Source organism: Micromonospora yasonensis (assembly GCF_026013475.1).
Taxonomy (GTDB): domain Bacteria; phylum Actinomycetota; class Actinomycetes; order Mycobacteriales; family Micromonosporaceae; genus Micromonospora; species Micromonospora yasonensis.
Genome location: NZ_JAPDPH010000156.1, coordinates 1 through 16,725, shown reverse-complemented (window position 1 = coordinate 16,725; position 16,725 = coordinate 1). Strand labels below are relative to the sequence as shown.

Below are 16,725 nucleotides of genomic sequence, written 5' to 3'. Positions count from 1 at the left end.
CCCGGTCCGCCGCCTGGCAGGGCACGGGCCTGCGGCTGCGGCCGGACGGCCTGTGGTGGCGCTCCGCCTTCCAATCGGTGCACGTGCCGTGGCCGGCACTGGCTCCGGACGGCCCACCGCGGCCGGACCTGCAGGCCACCCACCTGACGCTCGCGTACGCCCGGCCGGAGTTGGTCCGCCGGCACGGCCTCAGGCGGCGGGTCGACCGGATTCCGGTCGGTCGGGTGCACCCGTGGTTCCTCACCGACGTCATCCGGCACTACGTGGCGCACCCCGAGCACCGAGCCGCGATCGGCACCGAGGAAGAGCGCCGGCGCCTGCTGGGCGTGCTTGGGGTCGCGTTTTAGCTTGCTGGCGTGCGTCCGGCCCCTTACCGTGCTTCCGGCACCTCCCGGTGCGCAGGCAACGGCTACTTCCGCTCATAACGGGGAGACGCGGGTTCAAATCCCGCCGCCGCCTCTGGCGGTGTCGACCAGCGGCCCAGGTCACCTTGGCCCGCAGGGGCCAGTCGCCGTCGCCGCTCTGGTCTCGGGAGGCGCGCTCACGCCGCATGTCCGGTGCGCAGACGACGGATACTTCTAATCTATGGGTCGGGGGTTCGAATCCCCTCCAGCCCGGGGGCTGGTAGCTCAGCGGCAGAGCAATAGGCACTTCCGTCGTCGAGTCTCGATCTCGGACATGCGGCGTGATCGTCATCCTCGCCCATGATCACAGCATGGCAAACTCTGTTGCCCGGCCACCGTGCCGCGTCTAGCGTCGTGCACGCACTTCCCGGTGCGAAGGTGACGGTTACATCTTGGAGGGGTCCACGACCCCGGTGAAGAGCCCGTCCGTCACCGGCTTCCGATCTCGGGGGGCGCGACCACACCGCATACCCGGTGCGCAGGCAACGGTTACTTCACGGATCCGCGGGTTGGGGGTTCGAGTCCCCTGAGGCCTTCGGGCTGATAGCTCAATCGGATAGAGCAGCGGACGCAGCCGTCGCCGGCTTCTGATCTCGGGTATGCGGTGTGGTGGCGTCTCCCCGTCTTCGACCGACATGGGGGACGTGATGGCCAAGTTCAACTTCAAGCTGCGCCAGAACCGGCACGAGGCCGACACGATCGTGACCGCCGAGGGTGCCCCGGGTTTCACCCGCGAGCCGCGTGCCGAGCTCTTCCTGCTCGGCGTGTCGAACATGGTCGGCGAGGACACCTTCTACGAGGGCGCTGCCGATCGGGATGCCCGGTTCCGTGAGTTGGTCGCCGCCGTCGCGGTTGCTGAGCCCGAGTGGTTTGCCCGGTTCGTGCCGTGGCTGCGTACCGGCGCGATGCTGCGTTCGGCGGCCGTGGTGGCGGCCTTGGAGGGCTCCCGGGCGCAGGTCGCGGCGGGGGTTCCAGGTTCACGGGCGATCGTGGACGCTGCGTTGCAGCGCGCCGACGAGCCAGGTGAGGCGCTGGCGTACTGGCTGGGGCGTCATGGCCGGGCGCTGCCGAAGCCGGTCAAGCGGGGCATCGCGGATGCCGTTGTGCGGCTGTACCACGAGCGCAGCCTGCTCAAGTACGACTCCGAGAGCAGCGCGGTTCGGTTCGGTGATGTCATCGACCTGACCCATCCGACGGCGAAGGACGAGCGGCAGGGCGACCTGTTCCGGCACGCACTGGACCGGCGCCACAACCGCGACAACCCACTACCGGCGTCGCTGAAGGTGCTGGCGGCCCGGGCCGAGCTGATGGCGCTGCCGGTCGAGCGGCGCCGGGAGATCACCGACCCGGCGGTGCTCGGCGCGGCCGGTATGACGTGGGAGGCCCTCGCCGGGTGGCGGCAGACCAGCATGGACGCTACGGCGTGGGAGGCGATCATCCCGACCATGGGCTACTTGGCATTGCTGCGCAACCTGCGCAACTTCGACCAGGCCGGGGTCAGCGACGCCGTGGCCGAGACGGTGGCGGCGAAGCTGGCCGACCCGGGCGAGGTCGCGACGTCGCGCGTCCTGCCGATGCGTTTCCTGTCGGCGTACAACGCGGCACCGAGCTTGCGATGGGCGTACCCGCTGGAGAAGGCGTTGCAGCAGGCGCTGGCGAACGTGCCCGTGCTGGATGGGCGGACGCTGATCTTGGTCGACACGTCAGGCTCGATGAACAGCGCGTTCAGTAAGGACGGCACGCTGCGCTGCTGGGACGCGGCCGCGGTGTTCGGCCTCGCGCTGGCTTCCCGGGCAAAGGACGCGACGGTGGTGTCGTTCTCCAATGCCACCAAGGTGTTCCCGGCGGTGGCGGGTGAGTCGGTGCTGGCGGCGGTGCGCCGGTTCAAGGAGGGCGGCTACTTCTACGGCGGCGGGACCGAGACCGAGAAGGCGGTTCGGTCGCACTACGACCGGCACGATCGGGTCGTCATCCTCACCGACGAGCAGGCGCACTGGCACGGCTCGGCGGACGTGGCTGCCGCGGTGCCCGCACGGGTTCCGGTGTACACCTGGAACCTGGCGGGATACCGGGTCGGGCACGCGCCGCCAGTCGGGAACCGGCACACGTTCGGCGGCTTGTCCGACGCCGCGTTCACGATGATCCCGCTCATCGAGGCCGGGTCCCGCGACCAGTGGCCGTTCTGATGTCCGTTGCGGCGTCGGCCTCCGGGGGCCGGCGCCGCAACGCAGGGCCGCGTTGCGCGTGCCGGCTGTCCTCCCCGGTCGGCCCGGGTCAGCCGGCCTGATCGAGGGAGTCGGCGAGTTCGGCGACGGCGGCGGCGTATCGCGGGTCGGTGTGGTACGGCCAGTGCGCCTCGATCGGCGGCGGAACGGTGTCCAGCGGCGGGATGGTGACCGACCGCGGGTCACGCAGGCGCACGTCGACCTGGCCGGCCGGCCCACTGACCGCCGGCGGATCGCCCGGCCGGTGGGTGGAGAAGATGCCCCCGCCGACGGGATCGGTGTTCCGCCACAGGTTGCGCCACCGCCACCCGATCCGCTCGCCGATCTCCCGCATGGCGTCGTCGCCGAAGTAGGCCGGCATGAGATGACCGTAGAGCCGGCGCAACGGTGAGCCGTACGTGAGCAGGGCGACCCGGCGCAACGTCTCCGGTGGCAGTTGCAGGATGGCCGCCGCCGCCAGCGCCGCGCCGTGGCTGTGCCCGGACAGCAGCACCTTCTGCTCCCGGCACAGGGCGCTCACCCGCCGCGCCAGCTCCGGCACCGCGCGTTCGGCGTAGCAGGGCGGCGCGAACGGGTGGGTGGTCCGGGGGAAGAAGCTGCCCAGATCCCACAGCACCCCGGCCGCCCGCCGCACATCCGGGGAGACATAGGCCAGCACGCCGATCATTACCAGCCCGAACACGATGAACCCGATGGAGAACGTTCCGGCGTCGGTGAGGTAGGCCGCGATTCCCACGAAGGGGCGGCGGTGCCCGCCGAGTTCCTGCACCAGCTGGGTCGGCCCGATCTCGGCCAGGTCGAGCGCGGTGAACGCGAGGCTGAGAAACGCGAGCACGAAGTAGACGATGAGCAGCGGGCTGAACTGCTCGGCCAGCCGGGATCTGCTGATCGTCCGACACACCACCCGCAACCGCGACACCGCCTCCGGCGGCACGTCGGGGAAGTCCTCCTCGCAGATCCGGGCCGCCAGCCGCTCGCGCCGGGCTCGGCTGAACCGGCTGACGTACAGGCCCACGACGGTGACCAGCAGCACGGTGACGAGGGCGCCCAGGGCGTCCCACCGGTAGGCGAGCGGCGGGTCCAACGGCGGGGCGCCGGGTGGTGGCGGATGCTCCGGGCCGGGGATCGCGCCGCGGTCCAGGACGTCGGCCGCCCGGTAGACGATGCCCGCGGTGAAGGTCGCCGAGAGCCCGGCCGAGATGGCCCCGAACACCGGGGCGCCCAGCCCTCGGAAGAACGCCCGTGCTGCGGGCGGCGCGCCACGCTGCTGCCAGATGGCGACCGCCGCGAGCGCCAGCAGCAGCGCGGCCTGGCCGAGGATCACCGCGTTGACGGTGAGGGCGAAGCCCGGCATCGCCCCGCCCGCGGGCACCGGGACACGGGGCAGCACGGCGTACGCGGCGGTGAGGACGGTGACCGCGGCGACGGCCACGCGCAGCGGTCGGATGACCGGGCGGGTCAAGTCCGGCCCGGTGTGCGGGGCGTTCAGCGCGGGCAGGCAGAGCAGCACCAGGCAGGCCGCCAGGAGCAGCACGGTGGCGGCGAGCAGCGCGACACCCAGCACGCTCCGGTCCCGGGCGGTCAACGCGACGAGGACGGTGAGGTCCAGCGTGAAGTACGCGATCGCCACGTGGATCGACCGGAGCCACCCGACGAGTACCTCGCCGTGCCAGAAGCCGTCCGCGTCGAGCCGGTCCCCTGGTGGGGCGCCGGAGGTGCCGTATGGGGCCTGGAACTGCTCGTAGGCCCGCGCGGAACGGGAACCGATCCACCAGAGCAGCCGGATGAAGGCGGCCGGCAGCACGGCGAGGACGACCAGCCGTGGCCCGACGGGCAGTTCGGCGAGCCAGCCCAGGTAGCCCCGTCCGGCGGTGCACGGCCGGAACGTCACGCACTGCCAGCCGATCAGGTCCAGGAAGACACCGATGGCCGCGAGCACGAACATGATCGTGATGGTGGCGCCGAGCAGCCGGCACAGGGCCTTCACGATGCCGCCGCCGCCGGCCGGGGGCCGCATCCATGCCGCCAGGTTGCTGAACATGAACGGCAGCAGGAACAGCAGCACCACGGTCCGGGCCACGGTCCCGACGGTCAGGTTCCGCCACTGGTACGCCTCGATGGTGACGCCGGCCGGCCCGGTGGTGACGCCGAAGCCCGGCCGGGGCCGGTAGAACCCGGCACTCGGGTCACCGGCGACCCGGACCACCACCGGGTGGTCCAGCAGCGCCTCCGCCCGTACGCCGGCGACCCCGTGTACGCGCAGTTCCACCACATCTCGCGTCATCTGCCTCTGATCACACCGTCGGGTCGGCCCCGGGCCGCCGCGGGCCCGCCCGGGCCCGCCGGGCGCGCGGATACCCAGGAACGGAACCGCTATGCCTGTCCACCGTCGCCGCCCGGCTCAGCCGAGGTGGTCCGGCAGCATCGCCAGGGTCGGCGCGAGCTGCGAGTGCGCGGGGGTGGGCAGCGCGTCGCGGCGGAACCAGCCGAGTTGGTCGAACTTGTGCGGTTCGCCGAGGGTGACCCGGGCGGGGTCGACGCGGACCGCGAACACCACCGCGACCCAGTGCGACGGCGGGTCGTCGCGCAGCACGTTGCGGACCCCGAGCAGGGTGGTGGTCAGCGGCGAGGTGCCGTACTCCTCGCGGACCTCGCGGCCGACGGCGGCCTCGAACGTCTCGCCGAACTCCAGCGCCCCCGCGCCGGTGTCCCAGGCGCCGGGTTCGTCGCGGGCGCCGGGGCCGCGGCGGGCGAGCAGCAGCCGGCCCGCGCCGTCGTGGCAGACGAAGACGCAGGACACCGAAGGGGCACGCGGAGGCATCTGCTCATTGTGCCCGTCGGTCTGTTGCTCGATCAGGTCGGCGGCGACGGTCGCGCCGTCGGCCGCGCGGATCTGTCTGCCGAGTCCACCGGCTCCCGGCGCTCGTAGTGGTCGAAGAGCACCCCCAGTTTCACGTCAATGGCGTTAACGCGAAAACGCTCCACCGTCATGACCCGAATACCGCCTGACCAGGCAAAATTGATTAGCGTTGACTATCTGCTCAGTCGTCGTCGCCTGCGAGTCACGTCGCGACTGCCCCGCAGGGTTGCCGACCAGGCAAATTGCAAAATGCAGCAGGGCCGATCCGCGCCATTTCGGATCAGTTCGACGCGGGTGCTTCCCGCCGGGATCCTCGGTCCAGGATCGCGATCAACTCGTGAGCGAGGTGCCGGGCGCCACCGCCCGACGGCATCAGCCGACCGTCCAACCAGGTCGGCCCGGGCGGGCCACTTCGCCGACACGTGGTCCGCAATTCGCCAGATCCATCGCATAAATCCGGCATGTTCCTCTTTGCGCGATGCTAGCTTTGCCTCCGGTTCATCTCGGCCCAAATAGGCCGAATCGGAACAATTCGGACAAAGCGGACTAATTCGCTCGACGCTGCGCGGGCCACGGGGGAAGAGGAGCTGATGAGAGGCACATCGAATGTCACTGCCGGCGGTCCAAGGGAGACCGACTCGGCGCAGCGGGACAGCCTCCCGACGTCCCTCGGGGAGGGAATCCGGTGACCTTGAACCGGGACATCGGGACCCACATCCCCAACCTGCTGCCCGAGTCGCCCCGCGCCGTGCCGCCAGGGCAGGGTGACCACGTGCTGAGCATCCTGCGCATGCAGGAACGGGCCGAGGGCGACGCCAAAGAGGTCGGCGTTCGTCCGGAGCGGCAGACCGTGAGCGTGGTCATTCCGACGCTCAACGAGGAGAAGAACATCGCGTGGGTGCTCGAGCGCATGCCACCCTTCGTCGACGAGGTGGTCCTCGTCGACGGGCACTCACACGACCGTACAGTTGAGGTCGCCCGCGCCATCCGGCCGGACATCGTGGTGCTGACCCAGCACTGCCGAGGCAAGGGCGACGCGGCGCGCGTGGCGTTCTCCGCGGCCACCGGCGACCTGATCGTGATGATCGACGCCGACGGCAGCATGGATCCCCACGAGATCCACCGCTTCGTCACCCCGCTCATGAACGGTTACGACTTCGTCAAGGGCTCCCGGTTCCTGGCCGGCGGCGGATCGACCGACCTGACTCCGCTGCGCCGCACCGGCAACCAGATGCTGGTGCGGCTGACGAACAGCTTCTTCCTCGTGCACTTCACGGACCTGTGCTACGGCTTCTGTTCGTTCCGTCGCGACTGCCTGCCCGCACTCGCGCTGACCGCGCACGGCTTCGAGATCGAGACCGAGCTCGTGGTCCACGCGCTGAAGGCGAACCTGCGCATCGCCGAGGTACCGAGCAACGAACTCCCCCGCCGCTGCGGCGTGTCCAACCTGCGCACCTTCCGCGACGGCCAGCGGGTGCTCCGGACCCTGATCCGCGAGCGGGTCGTACGGCGCCCCCGGCCGGTGGTGGACCCCATCGATCACCGCGTGCTGCACCAGTGGCAGGCCCCGGCCGCCGAACCGGCCACCCCGATGCTGAGCGAGGCTCCCTGATGCTGACACGTTCCCTGCGCCGTGCCCGGGCGGCGGGCGGCAGCTACGCCCTCGCCCTGCTGCTGGGCGTGCTGTTCGGCGCCACCCCCGTGCCCGGCGGGCCCGCCACACCGGCCCGGGCGGACACCGGCGACATCGGATACGTCGGTCCGTCCACCTCGGGCGACGGCTCGGCGGCGACCGGCGAGAAGCCGGAGAGCAAGCTGTGGTGGAACGACGGCACCTGGTGGGCGGTGCTGTTCCACACCGGCAGCCAGACCCACCACATCTTCCGGCTGAACCGCTCCACTGAGCAGTGGGTCGACACCGGGACCATCGTCGACAACCGGCCGAAGACCCGCTCCGACGTGCTGTGGGACGGCACCAGGCTCTATGTCTCCTCGCACGTGCGGGCCAGCTCCTCCGCCGGCGCGGCCTCCGGAAACCCGGCCCGGCTCTACCGCTTCAGCTACGACGCCGCGACGAAGACCTACACCCGCGACACCGGCTTCCCGGCGCAGATCTCCAACTACTCCAGCGAGACCCTCACCATCGACAAGGACTCGACGGGCGTGCTCTGGGCGACCTGGACGCAGGGCTCGACGGTCTACGTGAACAACACGACGGGCGGGGACGCGGTCTGGGGCACTCCGTTCGCGCTCCCGGCCACCGACGCCACCAGCCTGGACAGCGACGACATCTCGTCGGTGGTCAGCTTCGGCGGCGCCCGGACCGGTGTGATGTGGAGCAACCAGGTGAAGTCCGCGGTGTACTTCGCCGAGCACGTCGACGGCGCGCCGCGCTCCACCTGGGCCGTCACGCGTACGGCGGTCCAGGGTCCGCACAGCGCCGACGACCACATCAACCTCAAGACGCTCCAGGCCGACACCTCCGGAAAGGTCTTCGCGGTCATCAAGACCGGGCTCGACGACGCCGGCGCCTCGACCTCGGCACCGTTGATCATGCTCCTCGCCCGGGACCCCTCGACCGGCGAGTGGTCCAGCTACCCGGTCGGGCGGATCAAGGACTGCCACACCCGGCCGGTCCTGCTGATCGACTCCGAACACCAGACGCTGTACGTCTTCATGACCGCGCCGGACAGCGGGTGCCCCTACACGGGCTACCCAGGAACGATCTTCATGAAGAGCTCCCCGATGGGCAGCATCGCCTTCCCGGACGGCCGCGGCACCCCGGTCATCAAGGACGCCGACTCGCCCAACATGAACAACGTGACGACCACCAAGCAGAGCGTCACCAGCGCAACCGGAATGGTGGTCCTGGCCAGCAACGACTCCACCCAGCGCTACTGGCACGCCGACCTGCCGTTGGGCTCGTCATGAGCGCCGGGACCAGCCTCGAGCCCCGCCTCGGGCCGGCGGCCGGCGACCCGCGACCGCTGCGGGTGACGAGCCCGGCCCCGGCCGACGTATGGGAGCAGGTGCTCGCCTCCGCGCCGAACGCCCTGCCGAGTCAGACACCGACCTGGCTCCGGTGCGTGTGCATGGTCAAAGGCTACGAGGACGTTTCGCGGCTCTACGAGACCGCCGACGGAAGGCGCCTCGTCCTTCCGCTCGTCCGACGCCCGGCACTGGGTTCGATCCTCGCGACGGACCTCGGCCTTCCCGTCGGCTGGGGACCGGGCGGCCTGGTCTGCGACGGCGGCGAACTCCGCCCGGAGGACGTCCGCGCGGTGGTCACCGACCTCGCGCAGCGGCACGTGCTGAGCACCCTGGTCCGCCCCGATCCGGCGACGGCCGGGACGTGGGACGCGGTGGTGCCATCGAGCGTGTGGCGCGAGGAGCGGATGACGCAGACGGTCTTCCTCGACGGCGGATTCGACGAGGTCTGGCGCAAACGGTTCCGCAGCGACACCCGCAACCGGATCCGCCGGGCGGAGCGGGCCGGCGTCCTCGTCGAGTGTGACGACACGGGCCGTCTGGTCCCGGTCTTCCACCAGCTCTACCGCGAGTCCGTCGACCGCTGGGCGCGGCGGGACCGTATCCCGCTCCCGATCGCCCGGCGGCTGGCGGCCCGCCGGGAGCCGGACCGGAAGCTGCGCACCGTCGCGGCCATGCTCGGCTCCCGGTGCCGGATATACGCCGCATACCACGAAGGACGACCGGTTTCCGCGATCGTCGTACTGCTCGGGACAGGGACGGCGATGTACTGGCGCGGCGCGATGCTGGAAAAGCTCGCCGGCCCGGTCTACGCCAACTACCTGCTGCACAAGACGGCGATCGCGGACGCGATCGAGGCGGGGTGTACGGCCTACAACATGGGCGACTCGGCACGGGTCTCCTCGTTGGAGCTGTTCAAGAGCCGCTTCGGCGCCGTCAGCCAGGACTACGCCAGCTACCGGATCGAGCCGATCCCGATCACCCCGCTGGTCCAGCGCGCTCGCGGCGGCATCCGGCGGATCCTGGCGCTCCGGCCGGTACGGAGCAGTGCATGATCCGTACATCGTCTCGCTGGCCGGGCCCGCTCCGGGCGGCCGGCCTCCGCTGGCTGGCCCTCCCCGCGGCCGTGACCGCGATCGCCCTGCTCGCGATCCGCCGGACCGGCACCGCCGCGCCGCGTTCGGAGGCGCCATGAGCGGCGACGACACGGCCGGGTCGACGACGACCGCGGTGGCGGGCCACCCGGAACCGCCACGGCCGGCGCAACCGGCGACCGTCCCGCACGGGCTCGCCCGGGCGGTGCTGGCCGGCCTCGACGAGGCCGGCGTGCGCTGGTGCCTGCTGCGCGGCGGCCCGGAGGCCCTCCTCGCCCCCGGGGACCTGGACCTCCTGGTCGCGCCGGCCGATCTCGCGCGGGCCGTGGCCGTCATGGCGGCCCACGACCTGATCCGCCTGGCCAGTCACGGCCGGGGCAGTCACCGGTTCTTTCTCGGGCTCGACGGGGCCAGCAGCTCCTGGGTCGAACTCGACCTCGTGACGGAGCTCGCCTACGGCCGTCACTTCGAGGTACGCACCAACGCGGCCGACCAGTGCCTGGACCGACGGGCACGCCAGGACGACGTGTGGGTGCTCGCGCCCGGGGACGAGTTCTGGGCGCTGCTGCTGCACTGCGTGCTCGACAAGGGCAGCATCACCGACCACCACCTGGGTCGTCTGCGCCAACTGGCCGACCACGCCACGCTGGACGGTCCGCTCGCCCGGGCGCTGCCCGACCGCACGGCCCGGATGCTGCTGGCGTACTGGCGGGCCGGTCGCCCGGCGGCGCTGCCGGCCGTACGTCGGCAGCTGCTCGCCGCCTGGTGGTGGGCTCGTCCGGCCAGCGCCGCCCGCCGCCTCGTCGGCTCGGCCGCCCTGCGCACGATCGAGCGGCCGTTGCAGGCGTGGAACCGCCGGGGTGCCGGCGTCGCCCTGATCGGCCCGGACGGCTCCGGGAAGTCCACCCTGGCCCGGGGCATCGAGTCGGCGTTCTACTTTCCGGTACGCCGCGTCTACATGGGACTCTGGCCGTCGAACGAGACCCCGCGCAGCACCGCTGAACAGGGCGTCCGCATTCTGCTGCGCCCGTTCACCGTGTGGCGCCGCTACCTGACGGCGATGCGTCACCGGGCGCTGGGCCGGTTGGTGGTCTTCGACCGCTACGTCTACGACGCCCTGCTACCGCCACGCGGGCCGCTGATCTGGCTCAAGCGGCCGTACTTCCAACTGCTGAGCCGCCTCTGCCCGGCACCCGACGTGGTGCTGCTGCTGGACGTCCCGGGTGCGGTCATGCACCGCCGCTCCGGGGAGTACGACCCCGCACACCTCGAGGCGGAACGCGAGCAGTACCGGCGGCTGCGCCGGCGTATTCCGCACCTGAAGCGGGTGGACGCCGACCGGGCGCCGGAACTGGTGCTCGCCGACGCGCTCGGCCGGATCTGGCGGCACTACGTCGAGCGGACGGCCCGGTGAGGGGCGCCGTCGAGTGGGCACAGCCGGTCCTGCGGGACCGGCTCGCCTGCTGGCTGCACCGGCCCGAACGGAACTGGACCGCCGCCGTCGCCCCCCGCCTCGTCGCCCTGGCCACCGCCACCGACCACGCGCGCTGGCGGACCGGGACCGTCGCCTTCACCAGTACGTCCGTCGCCGTGGCCACGGTGCGGGGCCGCGGTACCGGCCGACGGTACATGGTCAAGGTGCCCTGGACCGACCGGGCCGCCGAGGGGCTACGGCGCCAGACCACGGTGCTCGATCAGCTGTGGACGAACCCGCGCCTGCCCGGCCTGCGCGCGTTCCTGCCGTACTGCGCGGCGCAGGGAGCGGTCGAGGGGCGCTACTACTGCGTGGAGGGGGCGCTGCCGGGCGTCCCGGCGAGCGGGATGATGCTGTGGCGTACCCGGCGGGCGGCGCTGCTCGCCTCCGCCGGCCGGGTCATCCGCGACCTCCACCGGCGTACCCGGGAACGGACCCTGCTCGACCGGGCGGCCGTGGCGGAGTGGGTGGACGTGCCACTGCGGCGGCTGGAGGAGTTCGCCGCCGCCCACCCACGGCGTGGCCGGTTCCTCGACACGGTCTGCCGGCTGCGCGAGGAACTCGTCGTGGCCCTCGTCGGGCGCACCGTGCACACCTCCTGGATCCACGGCGACTACTGGCCCGGCAACCTGCTGGCCACCTCACCCGACGGTCAGGTGACCGGGATCGTCGACTGGGACCGGGCCGCACCCCGCCAACTCCCCCTGCACGATCTGCTGCACCTGCACGTCCTCGCCCGCCGGCTGGTGCGCGGCGACGAACTCGGCGAGATAGTCGTCCAGGCGCTGCGGCACGGCATCGACCGGACGCTCGACGTGCCCACCGACGAGGCGGCCGGCTGGCTGGACGGCATCCCGCCCCGACCGGCCCTGCTCCTCTACTGGCTGCGCCACATCCTGCTCTTCATCGACTCGGAAGGTGACCATGACGATCCACGCTGGATCCGCGGCAACGTCGAACGCGTCCTCGTCAACGTCTGACCCGGTCGCCGTTCTCGATCCGGCGGCGCCGGCCGGGCCCGGCTCGGCCCCGACCGTGACCGTGGTCGTCTGCGTCTACACCGAGCGGCGGTGGGCACAGATCGTCCGCGCGGTGCGTTCCGTCCTGGCCCAGGACGTACCGGCGGCGCAGGTCGTCGTGGTCGTCGACCACAACCCGGCGCTGCTGGAGCGGGTACGCGCCGCGTTCCCCGAGCTGGCCGTGGTGCCCAACACCGGCCCGCGCGGTCTGTCGGCGGCCCGCAACACCGGGTTGGCCCGGGCGACCGGCGAGATCGTCGCCTTCCTCGACGACGACGCCGAGGCGCAGTCCGACTGGCTGGCCCGACTGCTGCCGCACTACCGGGACCAGCGGGTGCTCGCGGTCGGCGGCCACGCCGTACCGGACTGGGAGGAGGAACGGCCGCGTTGGCTACCCCCCGAGTTCGACTGGGTGGTCGGGTGCAGCTTCACCGGCCAGCCCACCGAGGTCGCCCCCGTGCGGAACGTCATCGGCTGCAACATGTCGTTCCGCCGGTCGGTCCTGGACCGCACCACCGGCTTCGACCCGGCGCTCGGCCGGGTCGGCCGGACGCCGGTCGGCTGCGAGGAGACGGAGCTGTGCATCCGTATCCGACAGCTCGAACCGGACGGCGTCGTGCTCTACGAGCCCGGGGCCCGGGTCCGGCACCGGGTGACCGTGGACCGGGCGACGTGGCGCTATTTCCGGCAGCGCTGCTTCTCCGAGGGACGGTCCAAGGCGGTCGTCGCCCGGCTGGTCGGCGTCGACGCCGGGCTCGCCACGGAGCGCGCGTACACCCGCCGCACCCTGCCCGCCGGGGTACGGCGCGGCCTGCGCCAGGTCGGTGCCGGCGATCGCGCCGGGCTGCTGCGGTCCGGCGCGATCGTCGCCGGGCTGCTGGTGACCGCCGCCGGCTACCTGTCGGCCCAGGCCCTGCGCGCCTCTCAGGCGGTCGGCAAGCCGGCCCCCGCGCGCCGGGCGGGTCCGGGGCCGATACGGGTGCTCGCCGTCGAACTCTCCGAGGGGGTACCCGCCGTGCCGGACACGGGCGGGCCGGACGGCCTCCGGTACGGCGGGGCGCAGGTCCTGGTCCGGCTGCACGGGCAGCCGCTCGGGCTGGTCGACGTCGCGCTGCCGGCAGGCGGGCTGACCGCGGCGGCGCTCACCGCCGCGATCCGGGACCGTCTCGCCACGGCGATCGACGCGCACCTGAGACAGGACGGCCTGCCCTCGCTCGATCCCGGCCCGGTCGGGGGCACCGGACAGGCAGGCCTCGTCGAGGCGGCCGCCGACGCCGACGCCGGATCGTGTCGCGCCCGCCGGCCGGCGGCGGAGCACGCCCCGTTCGTCAGCGTGGTCGTGCCCACGTGTGGCCGCACGCCGCTGTTCGAGTCCACCCTCGACTCGCTCGCCGCGCTCGACTACCCCCACTTCGAGATCATCGTCGTGGACAACGCGCCGCGGGTCACCGAAACGGCACGGATCGTCGCCGGTCGCGCCGCCGGCGATCCCCGGCTCCGCTACACCAGCGAACCGCGAACCGGGGTCGCGCACGCCCGCAACCGGGGGCTGGCCGAGGCACGGGGCGAGATCGTGGCCTTCGCCGACGACGACCTCATCCTCGACCGGGGCTGGCTGCGCGGCCTCGTCGACGGCTTCACCGACGGCGACGTGGCCGGCGTGACCGGTCAGATCCTCGCCCGGGAACTCGACACGCCGTCGCAGATCTGGCTGGAGCAGTACGGCGGCTACGGCAAGGGCTGCCAGCAGCGGAGGTTCGACCGGACCGGAGTCGCCACGGTCGAGGCGGGGGGCGTGCGCGTCGCCGTGCCGCCACCGTCGCTGCACCCGTACCTACCCGGGTCGTACGGCTCCGGCGCCAACATGGCATTCCGCGCCGACACGCTGCGCCGGCTGACCGGCTTCGATCCACGCCTGCACAGCGGGGAGGACATCGACCTGCTGCTGCGTGCCGTGCTCGCCGGTCACACGCTGGCCTACGAGCCGGGGGCCATCGCCTGGCACACGCACCGACGTGAGCTGCGGGCGCTGCGACGGACCATGTACCAGTACGGGGTCGGCCTCGGCGCCGTACTGACGAAATGCCTGGCGAGCGACCCCACCGCCCGACGCGAACTGCTGGGGCGACTGCCCCGCGGCATCGCCTACGCCCTGCGGCCGGGGTCGGCGAAGAACAGCCGGAAACAGGAGGACTACCCCGCCTCGCTGACCGCCCTCGAGCTCTGCGGACTGGCGCTCGGGCCGGTCTACTACGCCGCCGCTGCGGCCCGATCCGGAAGGAGCCGCGGGTGAACCGCGCACCGAGGGCCGTCGTTCCCGTCCTGTGCTACCACAGCGTCGGCGACGTACGCCGCGACAACACGCTGCGCTGGTCGGTGTCGCCGGGCGACTTCGACGAGCAGATGGCGCTGATCCGGGAGTGCGGCCGTACGCCGATGACGGTGAGCGGCTACGCGACCGTGCTGCGCGGGCTGGCCCCGCTGCCGCCGCGTCCGGTGCTGATCACCTTCGACGACGGCTTCCCCGACCTCGCCGAGGCCGCACTGCCGGTGCTGCGCCGGCACCGTCTCACGGCGACCGCGTACGTCATCGTGGCACGGGTGGGCGCGGCGCCGTCGCCGGACCGGGATCCGTCACTCGACTGGGACCAGCTCCGTGAGCTGCGCACGCACGGGGTGGAGATCGGGTCGCACAGCCGGAGCCATCCCGCGCTCGACTGCCTCCGCCCGGCTCAGCTGCACCAGGAGGTCGCGGCGAGCCGGCAGGCACTGGAGGACGGGATCGGGGCGCCGGTCGGCTCGTTCGCCTATCCGTACGGCTACCACAGCAACGCCGTGCGGACCGCGGTGCGCGCCGCCGGCTACTCCTCCGCCTGCGGCGTCAAGAACGCGCTGAGCCACCCCGACGACGACGTCTTCGCCATCGCCCGGGTGCTGATCGAGCGGGACACCGGCGTCGCCGGAATCGGGGCCCTGCTCGACGGCACCGGCCGGCCGCTGGCCTGGCGCGGCGAACGGTTGCGCACCCGGGGTTGGCGGGCGTACCGACGGGCCCGCCACCTCGTGCACGTCGCCCGTCCGCGGGTGAGCCGGCCGACCTCGTGACCAGCCGAAGGGAGGGGTGACCTCGTGAGTGCCCAACGGGCCGGAACCGCAGGCGCGTCGATCGGCAGCGCGGCTCCCGGCGTCGGCACCGTCGCCGCGCCGATCGGCGTACGGCTGCGCCAGCACCTGCGCGACCCGCTGAACGGCAACGTCTACGCGCTGATGCTCAACACGGCGGTGAGCTCGCTGCTGGGCATCGCGTACTGGGCGCTCGCCGCCCGCCTCTACTCGCCGGCCGAGCTCGGCGTCGGGGCGGCGATGGTGTCCACGATGACGTTTCTCAGTAACCTCTCGCAGCTCAATCTGAACGGAGCCCTCGCCCGCTTCCTGCCTGCCGCGGCGGGGCAGGGCAGCCGGCTGGTCGGGTACGCCTACGCCGTCACCTGCCTCGCGTCGCTCGCCCTGAGCGGCGGCTTCCTGCTGCTCGCCCCCCGGGTCACCGAGCGGCTCGATTTCCTGCACGGCACCCCGCTGCTCGCGGTGGCGTTCGCCCTCTCCGTCGCCGGCTGGGGCGTCTTCACCCTGCAGGACAGCGTGCTGACCGCCCTGCGGGGTGTCGTCTGGGTCCCGGTCGAGAACACCGCCTTCGGGGTCGCCAAGATCGCGCTGCTGGTGCTGTTCGCCGGCGCCGTACCGAGCCTGGGCATCTTCATCTCGTGGAACCTGGCGGTCGTCGCGGCGCTCGTTCCCGTCAACATGCTGGTCTTCCGCCGGCTGCTGCCCCGGCAGCGGATGCGCCGCAGCGAAGCCGCGCTGCCGGGCCGTCGGGTGCTCGCCCGGTTCGTGGCGCTGGACTACGTCGGATACCTGTTCATGCAGGCCGGCACGAACGCGCTGCCGTTGATCGTGACCGCCCGGCTGGGCGCGGAGGCCAACGGCACCTTCTACGTGGCCTGGCTGCTCGGCGGCTCCCTGGAGCTGGTGGCCTACCACTTCGGCACCTCGCTGACCGTGGAGGCCGCCGCCCACGAATCGCGGCTCGCGGCGTACGCGCGACAGGTGCTGCGCCGGGGCCTGTTCCTCTTCGTGCCGGCGGTCGTCCTGCTCTGCGTGTCGGCGCCGCTGCTGCTGGCCCTGTTCGGTAGCGACTACGCCTCGACCGGCTCGGACACCCTGCGGCTCTTCGCCGTGGCGGTACTGCCCAAGCTGGTGCTCACCGTCTTCGTCGCGGCGGCCCGGGTGCAACGCCGGGTCGGGCGCATCATCGCCGTGCACGCGTCCACGAGCACCCTGGTCGTGTCGCTGGCGCTGGTCGCGATGCCCGAGATCGGGGTCGTCGGGGTCGGCGTCGCGTACCTCGCCGGACAGGTCGTGGTGATGGCCGCCGTCCTGCCGTCGATGATCCGGCTGCTGCGGAGCGCGTCGTGAGCGGCGGCACGGCCCTGCTGGCCGCCCCGACCGCGGCCGGCCAGCGGATACGGCACGGCCTGCTCGCCGGCGCCGAGTGGGCCGCGCCCTTGGCGGCGCTCGCGCTCGGGGTCTGGGCCCTCGGGCGGGGGGACGCCGCCGACATCGGGTCGCTCGGCCTGGTCACCGCGCTGCCGCCCGAACTGTAC

General features: G+C 72.3%; 14 protein-coding genes and 1 tRNA gene. 13 read left to right on the top strand and 2 right to left on the bottom strand.

Annotated elements, in window-relative coordinates; translation table 11 throughout:
* The 3 genes from ONA70_RS25715 to ONA70_RS25705 all read left to right on the top strand — a co-directional run.
* On the top strand, positions 1 to 347 hold a 347-nt coding region (locus ONA70_RS25715), incomplete at its 5' end, for a hypothetical protein (protein ID WP_265009057.1).
* Positions 348 to 393: 46 nt separating this feature from the next.
* Positions 394 to 456: transfer RNA gene (locus ONA70_RS25710), tRNA-OTHER, on the top strand.
* A gap of 583 nt (positions 457 to 1,039) precedes the next feature.
* Positions 1,040 to 2,590: a TROVE domain-containing protein gene (locus tag ONA70_RS25705; protein ID WP_265009056.1), complete on the top strand. Its 1,551-nt coding sequence runs from the start codon at positions 1,040 to 1,042 to the stop codon at positions 2,588 to 2,590.
* A gap of 88 nt (positions 2,591 to 2,678) precedes the next feature.
* Here the strand turns inward: ONA70_RS25705 and ONA70_RS25700 are convergent, their stop codons facing one another.
* Positions 2,679 to 4,913: a hypothetical protein gene (locus ONA70_RS25700; RefSeq protein WP_265009055.1), complete on the bottom strand. Its 2,235-nt coding sequence runs from the start codon at positions 4,911 to 4,913 to the stop codon at positions 2,679 to 2,681.
* A 117-nt stretch (positions 4,914 to 5,030) separates the two neighbouring features.
* Positions 5,031 to 5,450 carry an NUDIX domain-containing protein gene (locus ONA70_RS25695; RefSeq protein WP_265009054.1) on the bottom strand — a complete coding sequence of 140 codons (420 nt, stop codon included), beginning with the start codon at positions 5,448 to 5,450 and terminating at the stop codon, positions 5,031 to 5,033.
* Positions 5,451 to 6,174: 724 nt separating this feature from the next.
* On the opposite strand from ONA70_RS25695, the gene ONA70_RS25690 reads away from it, so the two are divergent.
* From ONA70_RS25690 to ONA70_RS25645, 10 genes are all read left to right on the top strand, one after another.
* Positions 6,175 to 7,101 carry a glycosyltransferase family 2 protein gene (locus tag ONA70_RS25690; RefSeq protein ID WP_265009053.1) on the top strand — a complete coding sequence of 309 codons (927 nt, stop codon included), beginning with the start codon at positions 6,175 to 6,177 and terminating at the stop codon, positions 7,099 to 7,101.
* Entirely contained in the window at positions 7,101 to 8,420 is a 1,320-nt protein-coding gene (locus ONA70_RS25685) for a hypothetical protein (RefSeq protein WP_265009052.1), read from the top strand. Before ONA70_RS25690 ends, ONA70_RS25685 begins: the two co-directional genes overlap by 1 nt.
* On the top strand, positions 8,417 to 9,532 hold the full coding sequence (locus tag ONA70_RS25680) for a GNAT family N-acetyltransferase (protein WP_265009051.1): 1,116 nt from the start codon (positions 8,417 to 8,419) through the stop codon (positions 9,530 to 9,532). The genes ONA70_RS25685 and ONA70_RS25680 overlap by 4 nt, the downstream gene beginning before the upstream one ends.
* Positions 9,529 to 9,672: a hypothetical protein gene (locus ONA70_RS25675; RefSeq protein WP_265009050.1), complete on the top strand. Its 144-nt coding sequence runs from the start codon at positions 9,529 to 9,531 to the stop codon at positions 9,670 to 9,672. Before ONA70_RS25680 ends, ONA70_RS25675 begins: the two co-directional genes overlap by 4 nt.
* Positions 9,669 to 10,985: a hypothetical protein gene (locus tag ONA70_RS25670; protein ID WP_265009049.1), complete on the top strand. Its 1,317-nt coding sequence runs from the start codon at positions 9,669 to 9,671 to the stop codon at positions 10,983 to 10,985. The genes ONA70_RS25675 and ONA70_RS25670 overlap by 4 nt, the downstream gene beginning before the upstream one ends.
* Positions 10,982 to 12,025 (top strand): phosphotransferase family protein, encoded by a 1,044-nt coding sequence (locus ONA70_RS25665; RefSeq protein WP_265009048.1) that lies wholly within the window; start codon positions 10,982 to 10,984, stop codon positions 12,023 to 12,025. Before ONA70_RS25670 ends, ONA70_RS25665 begins: the two co-directional genes overlap by 4 nt.
* A complete protein-coding gene (locus ONA70_RS25660; RefSeq protein WP_265009047.1) occupies positions 11,970 to 14,357 on the top strand; it encodes a glycosyltransferase family 2 protein in 2,388 nt (795 codons plus the stop codon). Before ONA70_RS25665 ends, ONA70_RS25660 begins: the two co-directional genes overlap by 56 nt.
* Positions 14,354 to 15,169, top strand: a complete 816-nt coding sequence (locus tag ONA70_RS25655; RefSeq protein ID WP_265009046.1) for a polysaccharide deacetylase family protein — start codon at positions 14,354 to 14,356, stop codon at positions 15,167 to 15,169. The genes ONA70_RS25660 and ONA70_RS25655 overlap by 4 nt, the downstream gene beginning before the upstream one ends.
* Positions 15,170 to 15,193: 24 nt before the next feature.
* Positions 15,194 to 16,537, top strand: coding sequence for a lipopolysaccharide biosynthesis protein (locus ONA70_RS25650; protein ID WP_265009045.1), 1,344 nt, complete (start codon positions 15,194 to 15,196; stop codon positions 16,535 to 16,537).
* Positions 16,534 to 16,725, top strand: a 192-nt coding sequence (locus tag ONA70_RS25645; protein WP_265009044.1) for a hypothetical protein, incomplete at its 3' end; no start/stop codon positions are given. The genes ONA70_RS25650 and ONA70_RS25645, both read left to right, overlap by 4 nt.

Excerpts from the sequence above, each read along its gene's own strand:
- ONA70_RS25705 (WP_265009056.1), top strand. The coding sequence starts at position 1,040 with ATGGGGGACGTGATGGCCAAGTTCAACTTCAAGCTGCGCCAGAACCGG.
- ONA70_RS25700 (WP_265009055.1), bottom strand. The coding sequence starts at position 4,913 with ATGACGCGAGATGTGGTGGAACTGCGCGTACACGGGGTCGCCGGCGTA.
- ONA70_RS25695 (WP_265009054.1), bottom strand. The coding sequence starts at position 5,450 with ATGCCTCCGCGTGCCCCTTCGGTGTCCTGCGTCTTCGTCTGCCACGAC.
- ONA70_RS25685 (WP_265009052.1), top strand. The coding sequence starts at position 7,101 with ATGCTGACACGTTCCCTGCGCCGTGCCCGGGCGGCGGGCGGCAGCTAC.
- ONA70_RS25680 (WP_265009051.1), top strand. The coding sequence starts at position 8,417 with ATGAGCGCCGGGACCAGCCTCGAGCCCCGCCTCGGGCCGGCGGCCGGC.
- ONA70_RS25675 (WP_265009050.1), top strand. The coding sequence starts at position 9,529 with ATGATCCGTACATCGTCTCGCTGGCCGGGCCCGCTCCGGGCGGCCGGC.
- ONA70_RS25670 (WP_265009049.1), top strand. The coding sequence starts at position 9,669 with ATGAGCGGCGACGACACGGCCGGGTCGACGACGACCGCGGTGGCGGGC.
- ONA70_RS25660 (WP_265009047.1), top strand. The coding sequence starts at position 11,970 with ATGACGATCCACGCTGGATCCGCGGCAACGTCGAACGCGTCCTCGTCA.